We start from the raw sequence: 21,387 nt of genomic DNA, 5'->3' as shown, positions 1-21,387 counted from the left end.
GCTTTCAATATATCAAAAAAATTGGTATTATATTAAAAAATTATGTATGGGGCGATTTTTATGAAAGCATTCTTATTAAAACTGCAAGCTATTCAATCCTTATTGGACTTCCCTTTTGTAATTTTATCGGAAGATCAATGCGTCTATCAGAAAAACATTACAAGTATCTTAGAAATCGAACAGATCAATACACTCGTTAAAAACACTGACATTTCAAAAGATATCTTGGTTTTCCATACCAAGAAAGCAACCTATTTATCTTTTCTTTTTCAAAGCAATAAAATCTCCTATCATTTCGCTAGCCTGTTTCCCAAAGCATTTTTCGATAAACAACAATTGATCGCCTATCAACAAGATCCCGCTTCACTCGGCAATGATCCAGAAAAGAAAAAACTATTAGATCTTATTCATTTGATTTATTACGCACTTGTTCCAGATAATGATCCAACAATACGAACTGCCAGCACTGAAGCATTCCCAGCACCAAAGCTTGAGCGTGAGCGCTTGGAAGAGCCTAATTTCTCCGATAGCTATGAATTGGAAAAAATATTGATCAATCAATTGAAAACTGGCGACGCAGTAAGTATCCAGCGCATTTTAGATAAATTTGACCGCGCTGGCGACCGTCAAGTAATCGATTTGAAAAGTGTCGAGCAAAAGAAATACATTCTTGTCAGTATGATCACTTTGATCACTCGAGCATCGATTTCTTTTGGCGTTGCTCCTAATACCGCCTATCATTATTCCGATGTTTTCCTACAAGAGATCCATTTGCTGAACAAACATGAGCAGTTTCGCCCACTGGCTGAAAAAATGAATATCACGTTCCAGCTATTGATCCAAAACAAGCAAAAGCGGTTTGATTCCAAAGTCGTTAATGATTGCATTGATTATATCCAACAGAATATTTATGAAAAAATCACTAATGCCGATCTAGCAGAATACACCGGATATAACCGTAGTTATTTATCAACTGTTTTTTATGAAAAAACCGGTCAAACGATCCGCTCCTTTATCCAAGAAATGAAAATCGAAGAATCAAAGTATTTATTGCAGCACACCGACATGACATTGCAGGATATTACTTCTAAACTAAATTTCAGCAATCAAAGCTACTTCAGTAAACTTTTTAAAGATCAATCTCATATGACACCAAAAGAATTTCGGCTAACGCTTTTATAACTGGTCGATCCAGTATCGACTGGAATCTTTCAAGTTTCTAATTTCTTTAATAAAACACTGGATTTTCTATTAGAAATCTCCTCGTTTTTGCTATAAGCTATTTTTGATAATCGTCACTCGCACATCAAAATCGGTATTCTTTGCTGGCCATTTTGTAAGCGCTTGATTTTATTAAATTTAGAAATGAGGGGAACCTATGAAAACAAATTATAAACGTTTAGTAACTGCTGTCATTATCGGCTATACATTCCTTTCTGTCGCACTTCTTACGCCGGCGCTTGTATTATTAAGCGTTCGAGTTATCAATCTTGATCCAGAGAATTACACGACAACATTTGGTCTATGTTCCGCCTTTGGTACTGTATTCGCTATTTTTGGTCCTCCGATCGGCGGCGCTCTTGGCGACCGAACCAGACTTGCATTCGGTCGCCGAAAAACGTGGCTGGTGATTGGTGGGGTGCTTGGAGCGATCGGCATGCTGCTAATGGGGCTGAGCCATTCGATTCTCTATGTGATCATCGGCTGGATCATCGTGCAATTTTTCTATAATATCGCAGGCGCTTCCTTTGCGGGATTGATGCCCGACCAAGTGCCTGTCTCCAAACGTGCTTCTTACTCCGGACTAATAGGCATCGTTCAACCATTGGGCGTATTGATCGGTATGATCTTGGCGGCATTGCTAAATAAAGATTACCCCGCTTTCCTATGGATTCTACTTGCGGTCATGGGAATCGCCGGTCCAGTTATTACATGCCTATTGATTCGAGATACACCAGCTAATCCTGTCCCTCATGCTAAAAAGTCATTGATTCGAACTTTATCCTCTATTTATCCTAGTCCGCGAAAATACCCTAACTATACCAAAGCGATTTTTCTTAAAATCTTTGTTTTGATGGGATATGGAAGTACCGCTTATTTGACTATCATGTTGGCCAAGCGGCTTGGTATGTCTGGTGATGAAGCAGGACATGTGGTTTCTTTGATCAATATCGCTGCTCTCTTTTTTACTGCCATGATGAGCATTGTCGGCGGCATATTGAGCGACAAATTCAAAAAACAACGTCCTTTCATTTGCATGGGAGCGATCTTTATTATCATTGGACTTCTGTTTGATATGATGGCAACTTCTATACCGATCGTAGTCATCGGATCCGTTATGGTCGCTCTAGGTTTTGGCTTATTCAATTCCTCTGATGCCGCACTTGTAATGCGCGTACTACCAAACATGGATAATGCTGGTAAAGACGTTGGGATTATGGCATCGGCTAATAACCTACAAGGCGTGCTGATCCCAATGCTCGCTCCCATGCTCCTTGGAATCGGCAGCTGGTATGCGTTTTTTGGTGGAGTTTCAATCTTTGTGATCTTGGGGATCATTATTTTGTATACTATTCCTGAAGATCCTCGCTATAAAGCATCTCTAGAGGAACAAACGATAAAAGAAGTTATTGTGAAATAAAAAGGGGGACTTATGATATGGAAACAAAGAAAATCTATATCGATCCGGAGAAATTTGCCTATCATGTTATTGCGGGATTTCAGCCAGAAGAAAATAATGATGTTGCTGCTAGTAAAATGATGCTGACTCGCTATCTTACTGCCTACTATCTGATCGAGCAGTTCAACCAGTTAGAAGAAGCGCAATTTAATACCCTCAACAATATCGATTATAATAAAATATTGACGTTTTTAGGTACTATCAAATTCCATTGATGATTAGAAGAGAAAAACCGGAAAGATCGATTATCTTCTCGGTTTTTCTCTGTTTTCACTAGTTGTTTTTGACCATTTCTTTCTCTATCCACTTCTCCCAGAATAAAATAATCCATTTCTGCCTAGTAGCTTCTAGCAGTCCAACCTTGCAGAACCGCTTCAAAATAACATTCAAATATTCCCTTGTAACGAAGGTATACTTCGCGATCTCCTCTTGCGTAAAAATCGCCGGGATCGTACAGCTGCTATCTTCCTTGATTCCGATTTCTTCCCCAACTTGAACAAAAAAATCTTTAATTCGTTCTTCTGCCGACAATGACATGATCTTGATCTTATTTTCAATCTTTTTCATCACAGCTTGTTCTGCTTCTTTTTTCAACATATCGTATGATTGCAGGATAAATGTATCCCCAATCTCCAATAAGACAACATTCCCTTTTGCTTTATAATGAAAAATCGGACACAAAAATTCTGCATCGTCAAAAAGGATCTCACCCTCTTTGATGATGTTGATGAGCTGATCACTGGTATGGCGGACTATCATTCCCTCCACGATCATAAAATTACCTGTTTCGCAGATTTCTTGATTATTTTTATAGACCTTCAATTTGTTGTTTTTCATTTTCATTCGCCTCACTTTTTATATAATCGGAGATACTTCAGTGTTTCTATCTGTGGCATGATGAAATGCTTCGATGTCGTGGATATACCAGTAACTTTCATATTGGCTCAGCAATTCTTGCCGCCGAAAAAGATTCAGCGTCTCTGCAACGATTCCGCGGGAACAGCAACAATACGAAGCAATCAGCTGGATCGTTAAAAACTTAGGTAGCAGCACCCCCTGCTCCGCTTTCTTCCCAAATCTTCTGGCGGCTTCTTTTAAAAACAGCGCAACTCGATCGCCGCATGAAAAATCAAATTGCCGCTCAAAATAATATCTGTTTATCAAGCTCTGTTCCAAAATATAAAACAATAGGACAGAGAGTACTTCCCCTTTTTCCAGGACATCAATAACTTCATTGGCATCTAATTCAATAACTTCACTGGCTGTAAGTGCAATGATCTCAGAATCTATCGTTCGATAAAAATATTCAAATAGTACTGTGCTGTCATCCAGAAATTCTACTCCCGTTTTTTGTCTTCCACCGACTTTTCGGATAAAGACTCCTTCTGAAACGATATACATTTTCTCTTTTTGCAAGTATAGACGGTTTCTTCTCTTGTACCGGATGGCTTTGCCTCTAACTTTATGCAGAATATATTCGATTATACTTTTATCGGCGGTAATAAATTGCTGCATCTCAAAAAAGTCCAACTATTATCAACCCCCTGCATCTATATTTCTATCTTACAGATAGAACATGGGCTGCGATAGACTTGCGTTTGCTCAAAACAAGCAAGTGGCAGGGGTTTCGCCATATATTTTTCATATTTTAAAAAGTAGGTAATCGCTATGAAATTGCTTTTTTGGCTCAAAATCAGCATTTTAACCATTTATTTATCCATTTTATAAAAGAAATTTGTTTTTTTGACTTAAAAATTACAAATTTTTATTGCACAAACGCCGCATTTCTTGCATAAAAAAAAGCCGGGAATTTCTCCCAACTCTTTTAACGATATCAAACTGTCAGCTGAAACGTTACGATCTCTGCATCCGTTTTTACTTGATAACCAATATGCGTAAGAAACGCTGCTGCCTCTGTCTCTGTTTTTGCAAGTTTGATCTGCAATGCATTTGCTCCGCTATCTGCTGCCCATTCTGCGATTGTTTGATTCAGCAAACGGCCCAACCCTTGTTTCTGTACTTCAGGAGCGAGCGCAAAGCTATCGATCGTCCATACTTTATCGGCAGGCGTATCAGCAGTTATGAAAAGCAGACCTACTGGGTTTTCGTCGTTGTCCTTGACAGCGATGATAAATTCATTGCGGTTATCTGCTTCTAGCGCCTGTTCGATCGCCGAAACTCTTGCCTTGTCCAGCTCTAATTGTTCATTGATCGTTTCAAAAATAGCTCTTGTTTGGTTGTTTAAAAATTGAATATGATAATGCCACTTCATTCTTTCACTCTTTTCTTCCAGTTTCCTCCATCTTGACACAAATCACATTTAGTTTCAATATCTATGCTATACTAGAGGAGAAATTTAGTAAAAAGGGGTTATGATAGTGTATAAATTAGTAGCAATCGATATTGATGGAACCTTGCTGAATGATGCTCATGAAATTACAACGGAAGTAAAACAAGCGATCCGCAAAGCAAAAGCGATGGGTGTAAAAGTCGTTCTTTGTACCGGTCGTCCGCTTGTTGGCGTGGCCCAGTATCTAAGTGATCTGGAACTTCGCGAAGAAGGCGATTATGTCATCACTTTTAACGGCGCCCTCATTCAAGACACCTTTACAAAAGAAGTTATTTCTCATTTGACGCTGACAAAAGAAGATCTGGAAGAAATTTATCAAACTAGTAAGGATATAAACTTACATATGCATTTCTTTGATGATAAATTCATCTACACACCAAATCGTCATGTCGGTAAGTATACGATCGTTGAAGCTTACCTAACGAATAGTCAGCTCTTGATCGAAGACATTGAGAATATCCCCGAAGACTTTTTGATGTCGAAGGCGATGTTTATCGATGAAGGCCCTACGCTAGAAGCAGGTATTGCGAAACTCAGTGATGAATTCCGCGAGAAATACAATCTAGTCCGCAGTGCTTCTTTCTATTTGGAAGTATTGAATAAACAAGCGAGCAAAGGCAACGCTGTCAAGCTGTTAGCAGAAACACTTGGCATCAAACAATCCGAAGTCATCGCTATCGGCGATCACGAAAACGATACGACCATGATCGAATACGCCGGTCTGGGCGTTGCGATGGGAAATGCCATTCCTGCTATTAAAGAGTTGGCTAACCATGTAACGACTACCAATAACGAAAGCGGCGTAGCCAAAGTATTTGAAGACTTTATTTTGAATAACGACTAACCAAAAAAACAAGAAAAAGCGGTTTCCCGTTTTTTTCTTGTTTTTTTTTAGTTTTTTGCTGTCTTTTTAAAAGATTATACTTTAAAATTAAATAGTAAATATTTTTAATGGAGGTTAATGAGATGGAACATGTAAATCGAACAAGTTTCCCCAAAGATTTCCTATGGGGCTCGGCTTCAGCAGCTTATCAAATCGAAGGCGCTTGGGACGAAGACGGCAAAGGGCCTTCTGTCTGGGATAATTACGTCCGCATCCCAGGTACTACTTTTGAAGGAACAAACGGTGATGTTGCAGTCGATCATTATCACCGCTACAAAGAAGATGTACAGCTGATGGCTGATATGGGCCTCAAAGCCTACCGTTTTTCTGTCGCTTGGTCACGTATCCTGCCTACTGGCAAGGGAGAAGTCAATGAAGCAGGCATTGCTTTCTACGACAACTTGATCAATGAGTTGATCAAACACCACATTGAACCTGTCTTGACACTTTATCACTGGGATATCCCGCAAGCATTATTTGACGAATATGGCGGCTGGGAATCGCGTCAAGTGATCGATGACTTTACCAATTATTCGAAAATTTTATTTGAACGATTCGGTGACCGCGTGAAATACTGGGTTTCTCTGAATGAGCAAAATATTTTCGTTGGAATGGGTTATGGCACTGCTCTTCATCCGCCAAAAGTACAAGACATGAAGCGCATGTACCAAGTCAATCACATTGCGAACCTAGCAAATGCAAGCGTTATCAATGCTTTTCATGAGATCGTGCCAACTGGTAAGATCGGTCCAAGTTTTGCATATACGCCGCACTATCCTGTGGACACTGATCCTAAAAATGTCCTTGCTGCCGAAAATGCCGAAGAATTGAACAGTTATTTCTGGATGGATGTCTATGCCAATGGTCGTTATCCTTCCAGCATTCTGAAAAACCTGCAAGAAAAAGGGATCGCTCCCCAAATCGAAGACGGTGATATGGAACTGCTTCGTTCTGCCAAGCCGGACTTTATGGGTGTGAACTATTACCAATCCGCAACGGTCGCTCACAACCCGATCGACGGCGTCACACAAAGTTCTGAAATGAATACCACCGGTAAAAAAGGAACTTCCAAAGAAACAGGAATCCCAGGTGTTTATAAAAAAGTCGTCAATCCTTATGTGAAAACGACGAACTGGGATTGGACGATCGATCCTGAAGGCCTTCGCATTGCCTTGCGCCGCATCAACAGCCGCTATGATTTGCCGATCCTGATCACGGAAAATGGTTTGGGTGAATTTGATAAACTGGAAAATGGCAAAATCAATGACAGTTATCGGATCGACTATCTGCAAAATCACGCAAGTGCGATCCGCGATGCTATCAGCGACGGCGTTACGGTACTTGGCTACTGCACATGGAGCTTCACTGATCTACTCAGCTGGCTGAACGGCTACCAAAAGCGCTATGGTTTCGTCTACGTCGACCGCGATGTCTCCGATGATGCGCCGATGACACGTATTCCGAAAGAAAGTTATTATTGGTATCAACATGTGATCGAAACAAATGGTGAGGAACTATAAGTTAGAAAAAAGCTTGAGACAGAAAAATGTCTCAAGCTTTTTTTATACTAAATGCTCCACCTGATTAAGCGCCTCGACCTCATACTTGCCGTCTTCATAGCAGACAACACTTACGCTCGTATTCAAGATGCGGGCAGCTTTTGTACGATAATCCTCTACGCCACCGCCTGCCAATAGATGCAGTAGTAAGGAGAGTGTCATGCCATGGGAAACGATCAAAATATTGCCTTCCTCATGGTTAGCGACTATTTTTTCCAAGCCGCCGCGCACACGGTCAGCCAGTTCATAGAACGTTTCGCCGCCGTTTACTTCTGCAGTGTAAGCCGCCGCATCCGTCATGAAGGTCTCTCGTTCTTCTGGAAAGTCGCGGTCCAGATCCAAGATCGAAACGCCTTCCCAAGTTCCGAAGTGCATTTCGCGCAGTTCTTCAAGTGGGTGAAGCGGATATTTTTCGTTCGTGATCAAATTAGCTGTATCTTGTGTACGTTTACTTGTACTCGTATAAACGGCTTCAAATGGTATATCTCGAAGAATGTCGCCAACAGCTTTTGCGCCGTTGATCCCTTCTTCTACTAACGGCGAATCTCCCCAGCCCTGCATTTGTCTGGAAATATTCCATTCCGTTTTGCCGTGTCTTATAAAATAGAATCGCAATACTTTTTTATCCAATCCGTACTTCCTCCTTCATACTGTCTTTTAAATTGTATCATGAAGGAAATAAATTGATAAGCCTTAATTTGCTTCCAAGCCAAATCCCGGCGTAGCGGTAGCGATCTCGATCAGCAAGCCATGCGTTTCTTTAAAATAGATCGACTGAAATGCGCCATGATCTTTGATTTCGGAATGTTTGATTTTTTTCTTTTTCAAATAGGCCTGCCATTGTTCTAACGATGCTTCATTGGAAGTGCGAAAAGCGATATGGCTGACTGCTCCCGCTCCAATCGGCTGCACACTCAAATCCGGCCGCGATTCTACATGGATTTCACTAGCCGGTCCGCTTTGAAAAACAGTAAGATATTTCTCATCCTCCTCGTAGGCCCCTTTACGTATATAACCAAATAATTTCACGAGCATATCATCCGTTCGCATTTTTTTGAAAATGGAAAACCGCACCGGACCCAGTCCCAAAATCTGATATTCAAGAGGTATCGGACTTTCTTCCCAAAGTTGGTGCACAGGCCGTAGCAGTTCATTTTCTGCAACGATCAGATGCACTCTCAACCCATCGGGATCGCACAGAGAAATCCCTTCCCGGCCGTATTCGGTAATGGATTGGTATGAAACATCATATTCGTTAAAGCGCTTACTAAAATAAACGAGTGAAGCTTTGGATGGTACTGTAAAACCGATGACAGAAATTTGATTTCTTCCGAATATAGTTGGTAGCGCTTCCTTTTCTTCGACAAATGCAACTAACGTCCCCGGTGTCCCTAACGCATCCCCATAATAAATGAATTTCTCTGACTCGTCTGCTTCTTTCACGGTTCGAAGTCCTAATACTTCTGCATAAAAGAAGCGATTCTTTTCTAAATCAGTCGTTACCGCTGTAATGTGGTGAAGCCCGGCAATCTCCATATGAAGCCCTCCTAAATCGTTATGACTGTCTTCATTATAGCGAATGTAGACCGCGGTATTCAATGCACAGCGTCTATTCCGGTATATGTTTCATTAAATTGGAAAAAACGGTACATTATTAGTTTTCTGTTCAACCATTCCATTCATAAGCCAGTCGTTTTCCATTTTCATCTGGTGTTACATAAATGATACCGCGGTAGCTAAAATCGAATTTCTTGATATAATGCTGCATGCGGACATTCAATTCGTGGGTATCGATACGGACTTGCGAAAAGCCTTTCGATACGGATAAGCTGATAAGATTGGAGAAAAAATATTGACCCAGTTGCCTTCCGCGGTACTCGGCAGAGATCGCGATACGGTGGATCGTCGTGTAAGGAGTATTCTCGTTCAGCCAGCTCCCTGCTTCGATCTTCGCATAGTTTTTTTCCTTTTCTTCCAGCAATGTCGCTGTTCCTGCTATCCTTTTTCCGCATATCAGTACATAGCAGCAACCGCTCGCGATGTCGGCTATCAGCACTTCTTCATTCGGATGGCCATCCTGCCATTGCGGACTACCCTCTTGTTTCAGCAGCTGCTTTGCTTCTCCAATGATCTGCATGATTGCTACTAGATCTCTCTCTTTTGCTTGGCGTATATAAATTCCTGCCATCCTTAACTCCCTCCAACTCGTTCAATCCGAAATTACGTTTATTATAGCGTTTTTCGACATAGAAAAACAAGCCAGTGATCTACACTGGCTTGCGAGGAAAATATCTTATAACGTTTCTCCGTTTGACTCGATTACTTGTTTGTACCAGAAAAATGAATCTTTGCGGGAACGTGCTAATGTTCCGTTGCCGTCGTCGTCTTGATCGACATAGATGAAACCATAGCGTTTCGACATTTCGCTTGTGGAAGCACTGACTAGATCGATCGGTCCCCAGCTTGTATAGCCGAGCAACTCCACGCCGTCAGTGATCGCTTCTTGCATTTGTTCGATATGTTTGCGTAAATAATCGATCCGGTATTCATCATGGATCGAGCCATCTGCTTCCACTTTATCATATGCACCAAGTCCGTTTTCTACGATGAAAAGCGGGAGTTCATAACGGGTATAAAAGTCATTCAGTGTATAGCGAAGGCCTTTTGGATCGATCTGCCAGCCCCAATCGGATGTTTCCAAATAAGGGTTTTTCACGCCGCCCATTAGATTGCCGGAACTGGTCTGCGCTTCTGGACTGCTCGATGTGGAAAGCGACATATAATAACTGAAAGAAATAAAATCGACAGTGTGGGCTTGCAAGATCTCGTCATCGCCGACTTCTTTTTCGATATGAATATCATTTTCTTCAAAATACCGTTTCATGAAGAATGGATATTCCCCCTTTGCATGTACGTCCGTAAAGAAGAGGTTCATTTGGTTTAATTTCTGCGCCTTTAAAATATCATCTGGGTTATTGGTAGCAGGATAAGTCGCCATTCGTGCAAGCATACAGCCTACTTGGGATCCTGGAATGATCTCATGCGCCAGTTTCGTTGCTAAGCTACTTGCGACTAACTGATGGTGCGCCGCTTGGTAACAAAGCTGCAGTTTATTTTCGGCATTTTCGACCAAAACCCCGCCGCCTGTATACGGACTAAGCGTGATCACATTGATCTCATTGAATGTCAGCCAATATTTCACTTTGGAACGATAACGTTTAAAAACCGTTTCCGCGTAGTTCATAAAGAAACCGATCACACGTCGATCTGCCCAGCCATTATATTTCAGCGTCAATTGAAGCGGTGTTTCATAATGTGACAATGTGACCAGTGGCTCGATCCCATATTTCAGACATTCATCAAAGACATCATCATAAAATCGAAGACCTGCTTCGTTTGGTTCGGCATCGTCGCCATTCGGAAAGATCCGCGCCCAGTTGATCGATAGGCGGAAAACTTTAAAGCCCATTTCTGCAAACAAAGCAATATCTTCCTTATAATGATGATAAAAATCAATGCCGTCGCGTTTCGGAAAACGACCCTCTTCCTTACCAGACAGGATCGCCTCGATTTCTTCCCGCGTAACGTCCAACGCATGATCTTTGGTACGCTCTGCTTTAGGGATATACCGCACCATATCTGCTGTCGAAAGCCCCTTGCCGTCTAAATCATACGCACCTTCGACTTGATTGGCAGCTGTGGCACCTCCCCATAAAAATCCTTCTGGAAATTTCTTCACTACTGACATATAACCTGCACCTCTTTCTGTTATTCATGAACCAAGCATAAACTGTGTAATGCATTACATGTCAAGAACGAAATCACTTTCCTTCCAAGACTTCTTCCAGCATTTTAACGGCTTCTTTATTGTAGGCTTTATAATCGAATTTTTTAAAAGTTTCATAGCCCAACAAGAGTTTTTCCATGCCTTCCACTAGCCCTTCTGTGCTTTTATCCACCAACAAACCATAACCGTCTTTCAAAATACTGTAGCAACCGGGGATATTCGTCGATACGATCGGCTTCTCAAGAACCAGACATTCCAGCAGCACCATCGGCTGTCCTTCATGGATAGATGATAAAACAAAAGCATCGCATGCGTTTATTATCGGAAAAGGATTCTCCAGCTGGCCGAGGATATGGACTTTATCCTCCAGTCCTAATTCGCTGGTATACTTCTTCAATTCTTCTTCTAGTTCACCGAGCCCGATAATAAAAAGCTGTGTATCTGCATGTTTTTCTTGTAGCTGTTTAAATGCTTTTATCAGCCCTTTATGGTTTTTTTCTGGCGACAATCTTCCCATCGTCACAAAGTTGAAAGTATCGGAGGGAATCTCGATATCGTTGTCTTCCTTTGCAGAACTTAGGATCGCTTCATAATCGATCGAATTGTGGATATAGGTCATCTTGCTCGTATCCTGAACGACATGTTCCAGATGTTGTTTATTCACTTCTCCTGTTTGTTTGGCAACAGAAACGATCACGTCAAAGTAATTATAAAGCGGGAAGATGATATTCAGATCTGCTCTGTGCTTATACGCTTTCCCTAACTTTTTACTATACTCTTGCATCATCTCATTATGTTGATAAATGATTTTCCTCGGACTATTAGAGGAAGCGAGCAACAATGTCCAATATTTGAAATAGCCGTCAAAATCAAGGGCAATATCGATCTCGGTATTCCCGAGTACACGTTGTAATTCTCTTTGATAAATCGTTTTGATCTCATCAGTCAGAAAACCGGTAGGCCCATTTTTCATTAAATGTTCTAATGGATGACAATGAAAATCTAAAAAGACCTCTTCCTCATCGTGAGCAATATTGATATTGCCTGGGATCTGAATCTTGATAACGTGTTCCGGTATTTTTTTAAAGTTGAGGGCTTCATAATACGGTAATTTTTCTTGCTCAATGACAATGATCTGGTATTTATCTTTATTCAAGTTTTTCATTAAGTTAAGGGCAGAAGAAGTGATCCCATTATTCTTGAAACCGCCACAGTACATGACGATATTCTTTTTGGCTTTTGATGTTGCCAGCTGCTCTCTCCGCTCGATAAAAGTATAATCGTTCGGTGGCACTATTTGCCCGTCGATGATAGTTTTCATGTTTTTAGGTAGTTCCAGTCCACCTTCATGCTCGATAATATAATCGGCATGGAGCAAAAGTCTTGTCAAATTTGCGTTCCATTCTTTGGTATAGCTGATAAAGATATAAGTTTGCCCTTCTCGTTTTGAAAAGAAAGTCGGTAACTCTACATCTGCAATAATGTATTCTGCAGTGGCTAGGCATCTGATATTTTCTACAGTTTCCAAATTTTCAAGATCAAACCGTTGTTTTTTCTTCAATTCCGGATTGTCTGCTATAATTTTTTCAACAATCTCTGCTTCTGTTTGTTGCATCACAAAAGCAACTGTGTTCTCCTTGATTTCTTCTTCCAACCAACTTTTCACATAACTGCTTTTCAAGTTCATCCTGATTCCTCCCTCTATTTTTGGTAAAGAAAAAAAGACGTTCCCCGCGCCTTTCTTTCTTCTTAGCCCTTATAATCGTGCTGTATATCCAATTACTAGACTCGCGGCCAAAACAACTACTAAAGCTACAATAATGATCCACCACATATTGGCAGAAATTTTCCTATTCACTCTTTTGCTCATAGCGCAAAACATCCTTTTAGACTGCATTTTTTGAGAAATAAAACCCTTTTCGTTTTTGTTTATGAAGATATATTCCACTTCTCTTCATTGGCTAAACAATAAACGCAGAATTGTAAGCAATTTGTCCTAAAATGTTAAACATTTTAACATTGATTTCGCAATTATTCTTGCTTAGCCTACATAAAATCCCTTGCTTTTTTAATTCTTTTAACGACTTCATTCCCTTTAGCAGTCAACCGGAAGTGCTGATCCTCTTCCAAGATAAAGTTTTTCCCCTTTAGAAATGACACGGTCTTGGTGATATCTCCTTCAGTAAAACTAATATGAGGAAAATTAGCGGCAATTTCTGATTGGTTGGAAGCTAAAGGCTGTATTCCTGCTTCTATCGAGAGCAGCATGATACATTTCAGCTCGTCTAACATGAGAACATCCCCCTTTTTTTGTAGCTGCAAAAAAAGAGTACTCAAATAAAGAATGGCTTCTTTCATGAGTACTCACAGATTTTAGTTTGGAATTTTTACTAGTCTTATTATCATCATAATAACACGAATAGGGTGGTTTTACTATGTTTTGGATATAAAACAATGCTCCTTCACCGAAATGAAGGAGCATTGTTTCTTTTATAATGTTGTGATTTCGTCAGACTCGCTTAATGCGGGTTTGTCAGCAATAACTTCTGATTTCAGTTTACGGTAGCGACCGATACCTGTACCAGCTGGGACTAATTTACCTAGGATTACGTTTTCTTTCAATCCTAGCAATTCGTCACGTTTTCCTTTGATTGCCGCATCTGTTAGGACACGAGTTGTTTCTTGGAAGGAAGCAGCGGACAAGAAGGAATCTGTTTCCAAGGAAGCTTTCGTGATTCCTAGCAATACTGGACGACCTGTTGCTGGTTGTTTGCCGGCAAGGATCGTATCGCGGTTAGCTTCCGTGAATGTTTGGATATCCATAAGTGTTCCTGGAAGGATGTTTGTATCCCCAGTATCCATGACACGGATCTTACGTAACATTTGACGTACCATAACTTCGACGTGTTTATCGCCGATTTCTACCCCTTGCATACGGTAAACTTTTTGTACTTCTGCAAGTAGATATTCTTGTACGGATAATACGTCACGCACGCGGATCAATGCTTTTGGATCGATAGAACCTTCTGTTAATGCTTCACCACGGTCCAACATAGAACCAACTTCGACTCTTAGACGTGCTGTGTAAGGAACGGTGTAGGAACGTCGGTCGTCAACACCTTGGATCGTGATTTCTAGACCGCGATCGCGTCCTTCTTCGATCGAAACGACTTCACCAGCAACTTCTGTGATCGTAGCTTGTCCTTTTGGATTACGGGCTTCAAAAATTTCTTGGATACGAGGAAGACCTTGTGTGATATCGTCTCCGGCAACCCCACCAGTATGGAACGTACGCATTGTAAGCTGTGTACCTGGTTCCCCGATGGATTGGGCAGCGATGATACCAACTGCTTCTCCGACTTCCACTTCTGTACCTGTTGCCAAGTTTTTACCGTAACATTTCTTACATACACCATGTTTCGTGTTACATGTAAAGGCAGAACGGATCGAAACTTCTTCGATACCTGCGCCAATGATTTGTACCGCAATATCTTCGGTGATCAAATCATTTTCTTTTACGATGATCTCGTTTGTTTCCGGATGTCTGATCGTTTTACGAGCATAACGTCCTTCCAAACGTTCTTCCAGTGGTTCGATGATTTCCGTACCTTCGCGGATCGCTTTGATCGTTAGACCACGGTCAGTACCACAATCGTCTTCACGAATGATAACATCTTGCGCTACGTCAACCAAACGACGAGTCAAGTAACCGGAATCGGCTGTTTTAAGGGCTGTATCGGTAAGACCTTTACGAGCTCCATGGGTAGAGATGAAGTATTCTAAGACCGTTAGACCTTCACGGAAATTGGAAGTGATCGGAAGTTCTACGATACGTCCGGATGGATCGGCCATTAGACCACGCATACCGGCAAGTTGTGTAAAGTTGGAGATGTTACCACGAGCTCCAGAATCTTGCATCATGAAGATTGGGTTCAAGCGTTCCAAACTCAAGATCAGTTTATTTTGGATCTCATCTTTGGCAGCATTCCAAACACCGATAACACGTTCATAACGTTCATCATCTGTAATCAGACCACGACGGAATTGTTTGGTGATTTTTTCAACTTTGTCATGTGCTTTTTCAAGGATCTCCGGTTTTTCTTGGAGTGTCAAGATATCCGCGATACCAACTGTGATGCCGGCTTTTGTGGAGATCTTGAATCCTAGATCTTTCATGCGGTCAAGCATTTTGGAAGTTTCCGTGATATGGAACTTCTTGAATACTTCTGCAATGATGTTTCCTAAGATACCTTTTTTGAATGGATCGATCAACGGTTGGTTCGCAATATGCGTTTTCACATCTGTTGTTGTATCGACAAAGTATTTCGTAGGTGTTTCGATTTCAAGGTTATATTTCGTTGGTTCGTTGATATACGGGAATGATTCCGGAAGAATCGTGTTGAATACTAATTTACCAACGGTTGTGATCAACAATTGTTTACGTTGTTCTTCTGTAAAGCGTTCATTTTGGATCGATCCAGCATAAACCCCGATACGAGAATGCAAATGCACGTAACCGTTTGTATAAGCGATCATTGCTTCGTTGATATCTTTGAAAACTAAACCTTCGCCGACAGCATTTTCACGTTCTAATGTTAAGTAGTAGTTACCTAGTACCATATCTTGAGATGGTGTTACAACTGGTTTACCATCTTTTGGATTTAGAATGTTTTGAGCTGCGAGCATTAGAAGACGAGCTTCTGCTTGTGCTTCTGCAGACAATGGCACGTGGACAGCCATTTGGTCACCATCGAAGTCAGCGTTGTAAGCTGTACATACTAGTGGGTGAAGACGGATCGCCCGGCCTTCTACAAGCGTTGGTTCAAATGCTTGGATACCAAGACGGTGAAGTGTAGGTGCGCGGTTAAGGAGAACCGGATGTTCCCGGATAACTTCTTCTAAAACGTCCCAAACTTCAGCTGCCATACGTTCGATCTTACGTTTTGCGCTCTTGATATTGTGTGCTAAACCGCGAGAAACGAGCTCTTTCATAACAAATGGTTTGAATAATTCAAGCGCCATTTCTTTTGGCAGACCACATTGATACATTTTAAGGTTTGGACCTACGACGATAACGGAACGACCGGAATAGTCGACACGTTTACCTAGTAAGTTTTGACGGAAACGTCCTTGTTTCCCTTTCAGCATGTGAGAAAGAGATTTCAATGGGCGATTACCTGGTCCTGTAACTGGACGACCGCGACGACCGTTATCGATCAATGCGTCGACAGCTTCTTGGAGCATACGTTTTTCATTTTGCACGATGATGTTAGGCGCACCTAAATCAAGCAAACGTTTCAAACGGTTGTTCCGGTTGATAACCCGGCGGTACAAGTCATTCAAGTCACTTGTTGCAAAACGTCCACCTTCTAATTGAACCATTGGACGGATTTCCGGTGGGATAACAGGTAGTACATCCAAGATCATCCAGCTTGGCTCATTGCCGGAATTACGGAATGCTTCCATTACTTCCAAACGACGAATAGCACGTGTACGACGTTGTCCTTGTGCTGTTTGAAGTTCAGCTTTCAATTCTTGTGTTTCTTTTTCTAGATCGATGTCAGAAAGAATCTTTTTGATTGCTTCTGCACCCATTCCAGCGTGGAAATTTTTTCCGTATTTTTCACGGTAAACACGGTATTCTTTTTCAGAAAGTAATTGTTTCTTTTCTAGTGGGGTATCGCCTGGTTCAGTTACAACGTAGGAAGCGAAGTAAATGATTTCTTCCAGTGCACGCGGGCTCATGTCCATTACAAGACCCATACGGCTTGGGATACCTTTGAAATACCAAATGTGAGAAACAGGAGCAGCTAGCTCAATGTGTCCCATACGTTCACGACGTACTTTGGATTTGGTCACTTCTACGCCGCAACGGTCACAAACTACGCCTTTATAACGTACGCGTTTGTACTTACCACACGAACATTCCCAGTCTTTCATTGGACCAAAGATACGTTCACAGAACAAACCGTCGCGTTCTGGTTTTAAAGTTCTGTAGTTGATGGTTTCTGGTTTTTTAACTTCACCATGTGACCACGAACGAATTTTATCCGGAGATGCAAGACCAATTTTCATATACTCAAAATTATTGACATCTAACAAGTGCCCAACCTCCTAATTATAATTCGGAAGAAGCTGCCTGTTAAAGAAACAAAAGCCTCTTTAACAGCCACATCCTTCTGTTTGATTTTTATCGGAAAACAAATTTGCGTTGCGGAAATCGTTATTTCTAACTTTTTCCGTCAGCACCCAGCGAAATGGCAAATGAAGATGAACGTTTGTCGTTTCGCTGCGTTTATTTGTTTTGGAGTCTTAACTATCGGGCTGGTTAATCAACCTGCTCGGTCTGTGCTTCTTCTGGTTTCACGATATTGAACGCTTCGTTTTGACCAGCGAAATCGTCATCGTCTAGATCACGGAATTCGATTTCTTCTTCGTCAGCAGAAAGGATCTTAACATCCATACCAAGACTTTGAAGTTCTTTTATTAATACTTTAAAGGATTCTGGTACACCTGGTTGTGGTACACTTTCACCCTTAACGATTGCTTCGTAAGTTTTCACACGTCCTACAACATCATCGGACTTGATTGTTAGGATCTCTTGAAGCGTATAAGCCGCGCCGTAAGCTTCAAGCGCCCAAACTTCCATTTCCCCGAAACGTTGTCCACCGAATTGTGCTTTACCACCAAGCGGTTGTTGTGTAACAAGGGAATAAGGTCCAGTTGAACGAGCATGTAATTTGTCGTCGACCATGTGGGCAAGTTTGATCATATACATGATACCAACGGAAACACGGTTATCGAAAGGTTCGCCAGTACGTCCATCGTACAGGATCGTTTTCGCATCGCGTGCCATGCCAGCTTCTTCTACAGTGCTCCACACATCTTCTTCGTTTGCACCATCAAATACTGGTGTCGCAACATGGATGCCAAGTGCACGAGCTGCCATACCAAGATGCAATTCTAGTACTTGTCCAATGTTCATCCGTGATGGAACCCCTAGTGGGTTAAGCATGATGTCGACTGGTGTGCCATCAGGCATAAACGGCATATCTTCTTCAGGTAAAATACGAGAGATAACCCCTTTATTACCATGACGACCGGCCATTTTGTCCCCTTCATGGATTTTACGTTTTTGAACGATATAAACACGTACTAATTGGTTAACACCTGGTGGTAATTCGTCGCCAGCTTCACGTGTAAAGATTTTAACATCCAATACGATTCCGCCGCCGCCATGTGGTACACGAAGAGAAGTATCACGAACTTCACGTGCTTTTTCACCAAAGATGGCATGCAATAAGCGTTCTTCAGCAGTTAGTTCCGTTACACCCTTAGGCGTTACTTTACCAACAAGCAAGTCGTTGTCTTTTACTTCGGCGCCGACACGGATGATTCCGCGTTCATCAAGGTCACGCAATGCGTCTTCCCCAACGTTTGGAATATCACGAGTCATTTCTTCAGGTCCAAGTTTTGTATCACGAGCTTCTGATTCAAATTCTTCGATATGAATAGAAGTATAAACGTCATCTTTAACAAGACGTTCGCTCATGATGATCGCATCCTCGTAGTTGTAACCATCCCATGTCATGAAGGCAACAAGTACGTTACGTCCAAGTGCAAGTTCGCCGGAATCCATCGAAGGACCATTAGCAAGGATCTCACCTTTGACAACGCGATCGCCTTCTGCAACGTTTGGACGTTGGTTATAACAGGTTCCTTGGTTGGAACGAACGAATTTGCGAAGTGTATATTTATCGATACCGCCTGTAACTTCTGTACCATCTACATCGGATACACGGCGAATCCAGATTTCTTTTGCTTCTACGTGTTCTACAATGCCATCATACTTTGCAGTAATCGCAGCACCGGAGTCTTTCGCAGAAACGTGTTCCATACCAGTACCTACGAAAGGTGCTTCTGGGTGCATAAGCGGAACAGCTTGACGTTGCATGTTCGCTCCCATCAGCGCACGGTTGGAGTCATCGTTTTCTAAGAAAGGAATACATGCTGTCGCAACGGACACAACTTGTTTAGGAGATACGTCCATGTAATCGACACGTTCTTTTGTAACAGCTAAGTTCTCGGAACGGAAACGAGCCATAACTTCTTCTTCTGCAAAAGAGCCATCGTCGTCTAGTTTCGAGTTTGCTTGTGCTACTACATAGTTATCTTCTTCATCTGCTGTCAGATAATCGATCTTATCTGTAACGCGGTTCGTTTCAGGATCCACACGACGGTACGGTGTTTCGATGAAACCAAATTTGTTTACTTTCGCATAAGAAGAAAGGGAGTTGATCAATCCGATGTTCGGGCCTTCTGGCGTTTCGATCGGACACATACGGCCATAGTGAGAGTAGTGAACGTCACGTACTTCATAACCAGCACGTTCACGAGTCAAACCACCAGGTCCAAGCGCAGATAGACGACGTTTGTGCGTCAATTCGCCAAGCGGATTCGTTTGATCCATGAATTGCGATAACTGGGAGCTACCGAAGAATTCTTTGATAGACGCCACAACTGGACGGATGTTGATCAATTGTTGTGGTGTGATCGTACTCATATCTTGAATCGACATACGTTCGCGTACCACACGTTCCATACGAGATAGACCAATACGGAATTGATTTTGCAACAATTCGCCGACAGAACGCAAACGACGGTTTCCTAAGTGGTCGATGTCATCTGTGTCGCCAACGCCATGCAGCAAGTTGAAGAAATAACTGATCGAAGAAACGATATCAGATGGTGTAATGTGCTTCACATCTTCTTCGATGTACGCATTACCAATGATATTGATTTCTTTTTCTTCATCATTTGGTGCATAGATTTTGATGGATTGAACAACAACGCTGTCATCCATGATTCCATTGGAAGGATGAAGTGTGTGGAAACCAACACCGCTTTCTAAATTCGGGATGATTTGGTCCAGCGCACGGCGGTCCAAAATATCACCTTTAGAAGCAATGATCTCACCTGTTTCAGGATCAACTAATGTTTCTGCTAAACGTTGGTTGAACAAACGGTTTTTCAAATGTAATTTTTTGTTGATTTTATAACGTCCTACGCTTGCTAGATCATAGCGTTTTGGATCGAAGAAACGGGAAATAAGTAAGTTTCTCGCATTTTCAACAGTAGGCGGTTCACCCGGACGTAGACGTTCGTAAATCTCAAGCAACGCTTTTTCGGCGTTATCTGTATTATCTTTTTCTAATGTATTGCGTAAATATTCGTTATCACCGACAAGTTCGATGATATCTTGGTCAGAACCGAAACCTAGTGCACGCAACAATACCGTTACTGGTAATTTACGTGTACGGTCGATCCGAACATGGACAACATCTTTCGCATCTGTTTCATATTCCAGCCAAGCCCCACGGTTAGGGATAACAGTGGAACCAAATCCAGTACGACCATTTTTGTCGATCTTATCATTGAAATAAACACCAGGAGAACGTACTAATTGGGAAACGATAACACGTTCTGCCCCATTGATAATGAAAGTACCCATTTCTGTCATCAGCGGGAAATCGCCCATGAATACTTCTTGGTCTTTCACTTCTCCGGTTTCTTTGTTGATCAATCTTAGTTTGACACGTAGTGGAGCTGCATAGTTAGCATCTCTGCTCTTGGATTCTTCAACCGAATACTTAGGTTCTCCAAGATCGTAGTCGATAAATTCAAGCGATAGATTTCCAGCAAAGTCTTCGATCGGAGAAATATCTCGGAACATTTCACGAAGCCCTTCGTCTAGGAACCATTGATAAGATGCCGTTTGAATTTCGATCAAGTTAGGTAATTCTAACACTTCACTGATACGCGCGTAACTTCTACGCGTGCGATGACGTCCGTATTTCACATCATGTCCTGACAAACTATTCACCCCTCAAAATAATTAAAATATATTAGCACACTCTCTAAGTCAAAAGCGCCTGCGTTTAAACCTTCCGCACCCGGAGTTTAAGTAATTTAAGCAGATTCATTTGCGTACAATGACTGCTTCCTTAAACACCGTCTATCAAAAGCTTCCTGACCGCCTGCCTCAGAATGGATCATTCTTTCTTCTACCTTAACTTGTCTGAGTGGAACTTCCAAACGAATAAACTACACGGAAAAGACAAAAAGAAA

16 protein-coding genes are annotated in these 21,387 nt (G+C 41.7%); 5 read left to right on the top strand and 11 right to left on the bottom strand.

Going from position 1 to position 21,387, the window contains the following annotated elements:
• Window positions 1-60 precede the first annotated feature (60 nt).
• The 3 genes from EL241_RS01590 (at window position 61) to EL241_RS01580 (ending at window position 2,895) form a co-directional block, all read left to right on the top strand.
• Window positions 61-1,182, top strand: coding sequence for a helix-turn-helix transcriptional regulator (locus tag EL241_RS01590; protein WP_036103543.1), 1,122 nt, complete (start codon window positions 61-63; stop codon window positions 1,180-1,182).
• A gap of 196 nt (window positions 1,183-1,378) precedes the next feature.
• Window positions 1,379-2,641 (top strand): MFS transporter, encoded by a 1,263-nt coding sequence (locus EL241_RS01585; protein WP_052009048.1) that lies wholly within the window; start codon window positions 1,379-1,381, stop codon window positions 2,639-2,641.
• 17 nt (window positions 2,642-2,658) lie between these two features.
• Window positions 2,659-2,895 carry a hypothetical protein gene (locus tag EL241_RS01580; RefSeq protein WP_003757334.1) on the top strand — a complete coding sequence of 79 codons (237 nt, stop codon included), beginning with the start codon at window positions 2,659-2,661 and terminating at the stop codon, window positions 2,893-2,895.
• Window positions 2,896-2,953: 58 nt separating this feature from the next.
• On the opposite strand, the gene EL241_RS01575 is transcribed toward EL241_RS01580, so the two are convergent.
• From EL241_RS01575 to EL241_RS01565, 3 genes are all read right to left on the bottom strand, one after another.
• Entirely contained in the window at window positions 2,954-3,517 is a 564-nt protein-coding gene (locus EL241_RS01575) for a Crp/Fnr family transcriptional regulator (protein WP_036103541.1), read from the bottom strand.
• Between the two features lie 18 nt (window positions 3,518-3,535).
• Window positions 3,536-4,210 (bottom strand): cyclic nucleotide-binding domain-containing protein, encoded by a 675-nt coding sequence (locus tag EL241_RS01570; RefSeq protein WP_036103538.1) that lies wholly within the window; start codon window positions 4,208-4,210, stop codon window positions 3,536-3,538.
• Window positions 4,211-4,514: 304 nt separating this feature from the next.
• Window positions 4,515-4,952: a GNAT family N-acetyltransferase gene (locus EL241_RS01565; protein WP_052009047.1), complete on the bottom strand. Its 438-nt coding sequence runs from the start codon at window positions 4,950-4,952 to the stop codon at window positions 4,515-4,517.
• 106 nt (window positions 4,953-5,058) lie between these two features.
• Between EL241_RS01565 and yidA the strand changes: the two genes are divergently transcribed.
• Both yidA and EL241_RS01555 read left to right on the top strand, forming a co-directional pair.
• Window positions 5,059-5,874 carry a sugar-phosphatase gene (gene yidA / locus EL241_RS01560; RefSeq protein WP_036103536.1) on the top strand — a complete coding sequence of 272 codons (816 nt, stop codon included), beginning with the start codon at window positions 5,059-5,061 and terminating at the stop codon, window positions 5,872-5,874.
• Between the two features lie 122 nt (window positions 5,875-5,996).
• Window positions 5,997-7,433: a glycoside hydrolase family 1 protein gene (locus EL241_RS01555; protein ID WP_036103533.1), complete on the top strand. Its 1,437-nt coding sequence runs from the start codon at window positions 5,997-5,999 to the stop codon at window positions 7,431-7,433.
• 42 nt (window positions 7,434-7,475) lie between these two features.
• Here the strand turns inward: EL241_RS01555 and EL241_RS01550 are convergent, their stop codons facing one another.
• From EL241_RS01550 to rpoB, 8 genes are all read right to left on the bottom strand, one after another.
• Complete coding sequence (locus EL241_RS01550; RefSeq protein WP_036103530.1) at window positions 7,476-8,102, bottom strand: histidine phosphatase family protein; 627 nt, start codon at window positions 8,100-8,102, stop codon at window positions 7,476-7,478.
• Window positions 8,103-8,165: 63 nt separating this feature from the next.
• Complete coding sequence (locus EL241_RS01545; protein ID WP_126320289.1) at window positions 8,166-9,008, bottom strand: VOC family protein; 843 nt, start codon at window positions 9,006-9,008, stop codon at window positions 8,166-8,168.
• A 130-nt stretch (window positions 9,009-9,138) separates the two neighbouring features.
• Window positions 9,139-9,660 (bottom strand): GNAT family N-acetyltransferase, encoded by a 522-nt coding sequence (locus tag EL241_RS01540; RefSeq protein WP_036103527.1) that lies wholly within the window; start codon window positions 9,658-9,660, stop codon window positions 9,139-9,141.
• Between the two features lie 105 nt (window positions 9,661-9,765).
• On the bottom strand, window positions 9,766-11,220 hold the full coding sequence (locus EL241_RS01535; RefSeq protein WP_036103524.1) for a glycoside hydrolase family 1 protein: 1,455 nt from the start codon (window positions 11,218-11,220) through the stop codon (window positions 9,766-9,768).
• A gap of 73 nt (window positions 11,221-11,293) precedes the next feature.
• Window positions 11,294-12,946: a glycosyltransferase gene (locus EL241_RS01530; RefSeq protein ID WP_036103520.1), complete on the bottom strand. Its 1,653-nt coding sequence runs from the start codon at window positions 12,944-12,946 to the stop codon at window positions 11,294-11,296.
• 359 nt (window positions 12,947-13,305) lie between these two features.
• A complete protein-coding gene (locus EL241_RS01525; RefSeq protein ID WP_036103517.1) occupies window positions 13,306-13,551 on the bottom strand; it encodes a hypothetical protein in 246 nt (81 codons plus the stop codon).
• Between the two features lie 198 nt (window positions 13,552-13,749).
• Entirely contained in the window at window positions 13,750-17,361 is a 3,612-nt protein-coding gene (gene rpoC / locus EL241_RS01520; RefSeq protein WP_003757308.1) for a DNA-directed RNA polymerase subunit beta', read from the bottom strand.
• A 226-nt stretch (window positions 17,362-17,587) separates the two neighbouring features.
• Window positions 17,588-21,142, bottom strand: a complete 3,555-nt coding sequence (gene rpoB, locus EL241_RS01515) for a DNA-directed RNA polymerase subunit beta (protein ID WP_126320288.1) — start codon at window positions 21,140-21,142, stop codon at window positions 17,588-17,590.
• Window positions 21,143-21,387 lie beyond the last annotated feature (245 nt).

Source organism: Listeria grayi, from assembly GCF_900638015.1.
GTDB classification, from domain to species: domain Bacteria; phylum Bacillota; class Bacilli; order Lactobacillales; family Listeriaceae; genus Listeria; species Listeria grayi.
The sequence above is the reverse complement of the archived record's forward strand: the minus strand, read 5'-3'. Positions and strand labels throughout refer to the sequence as shown.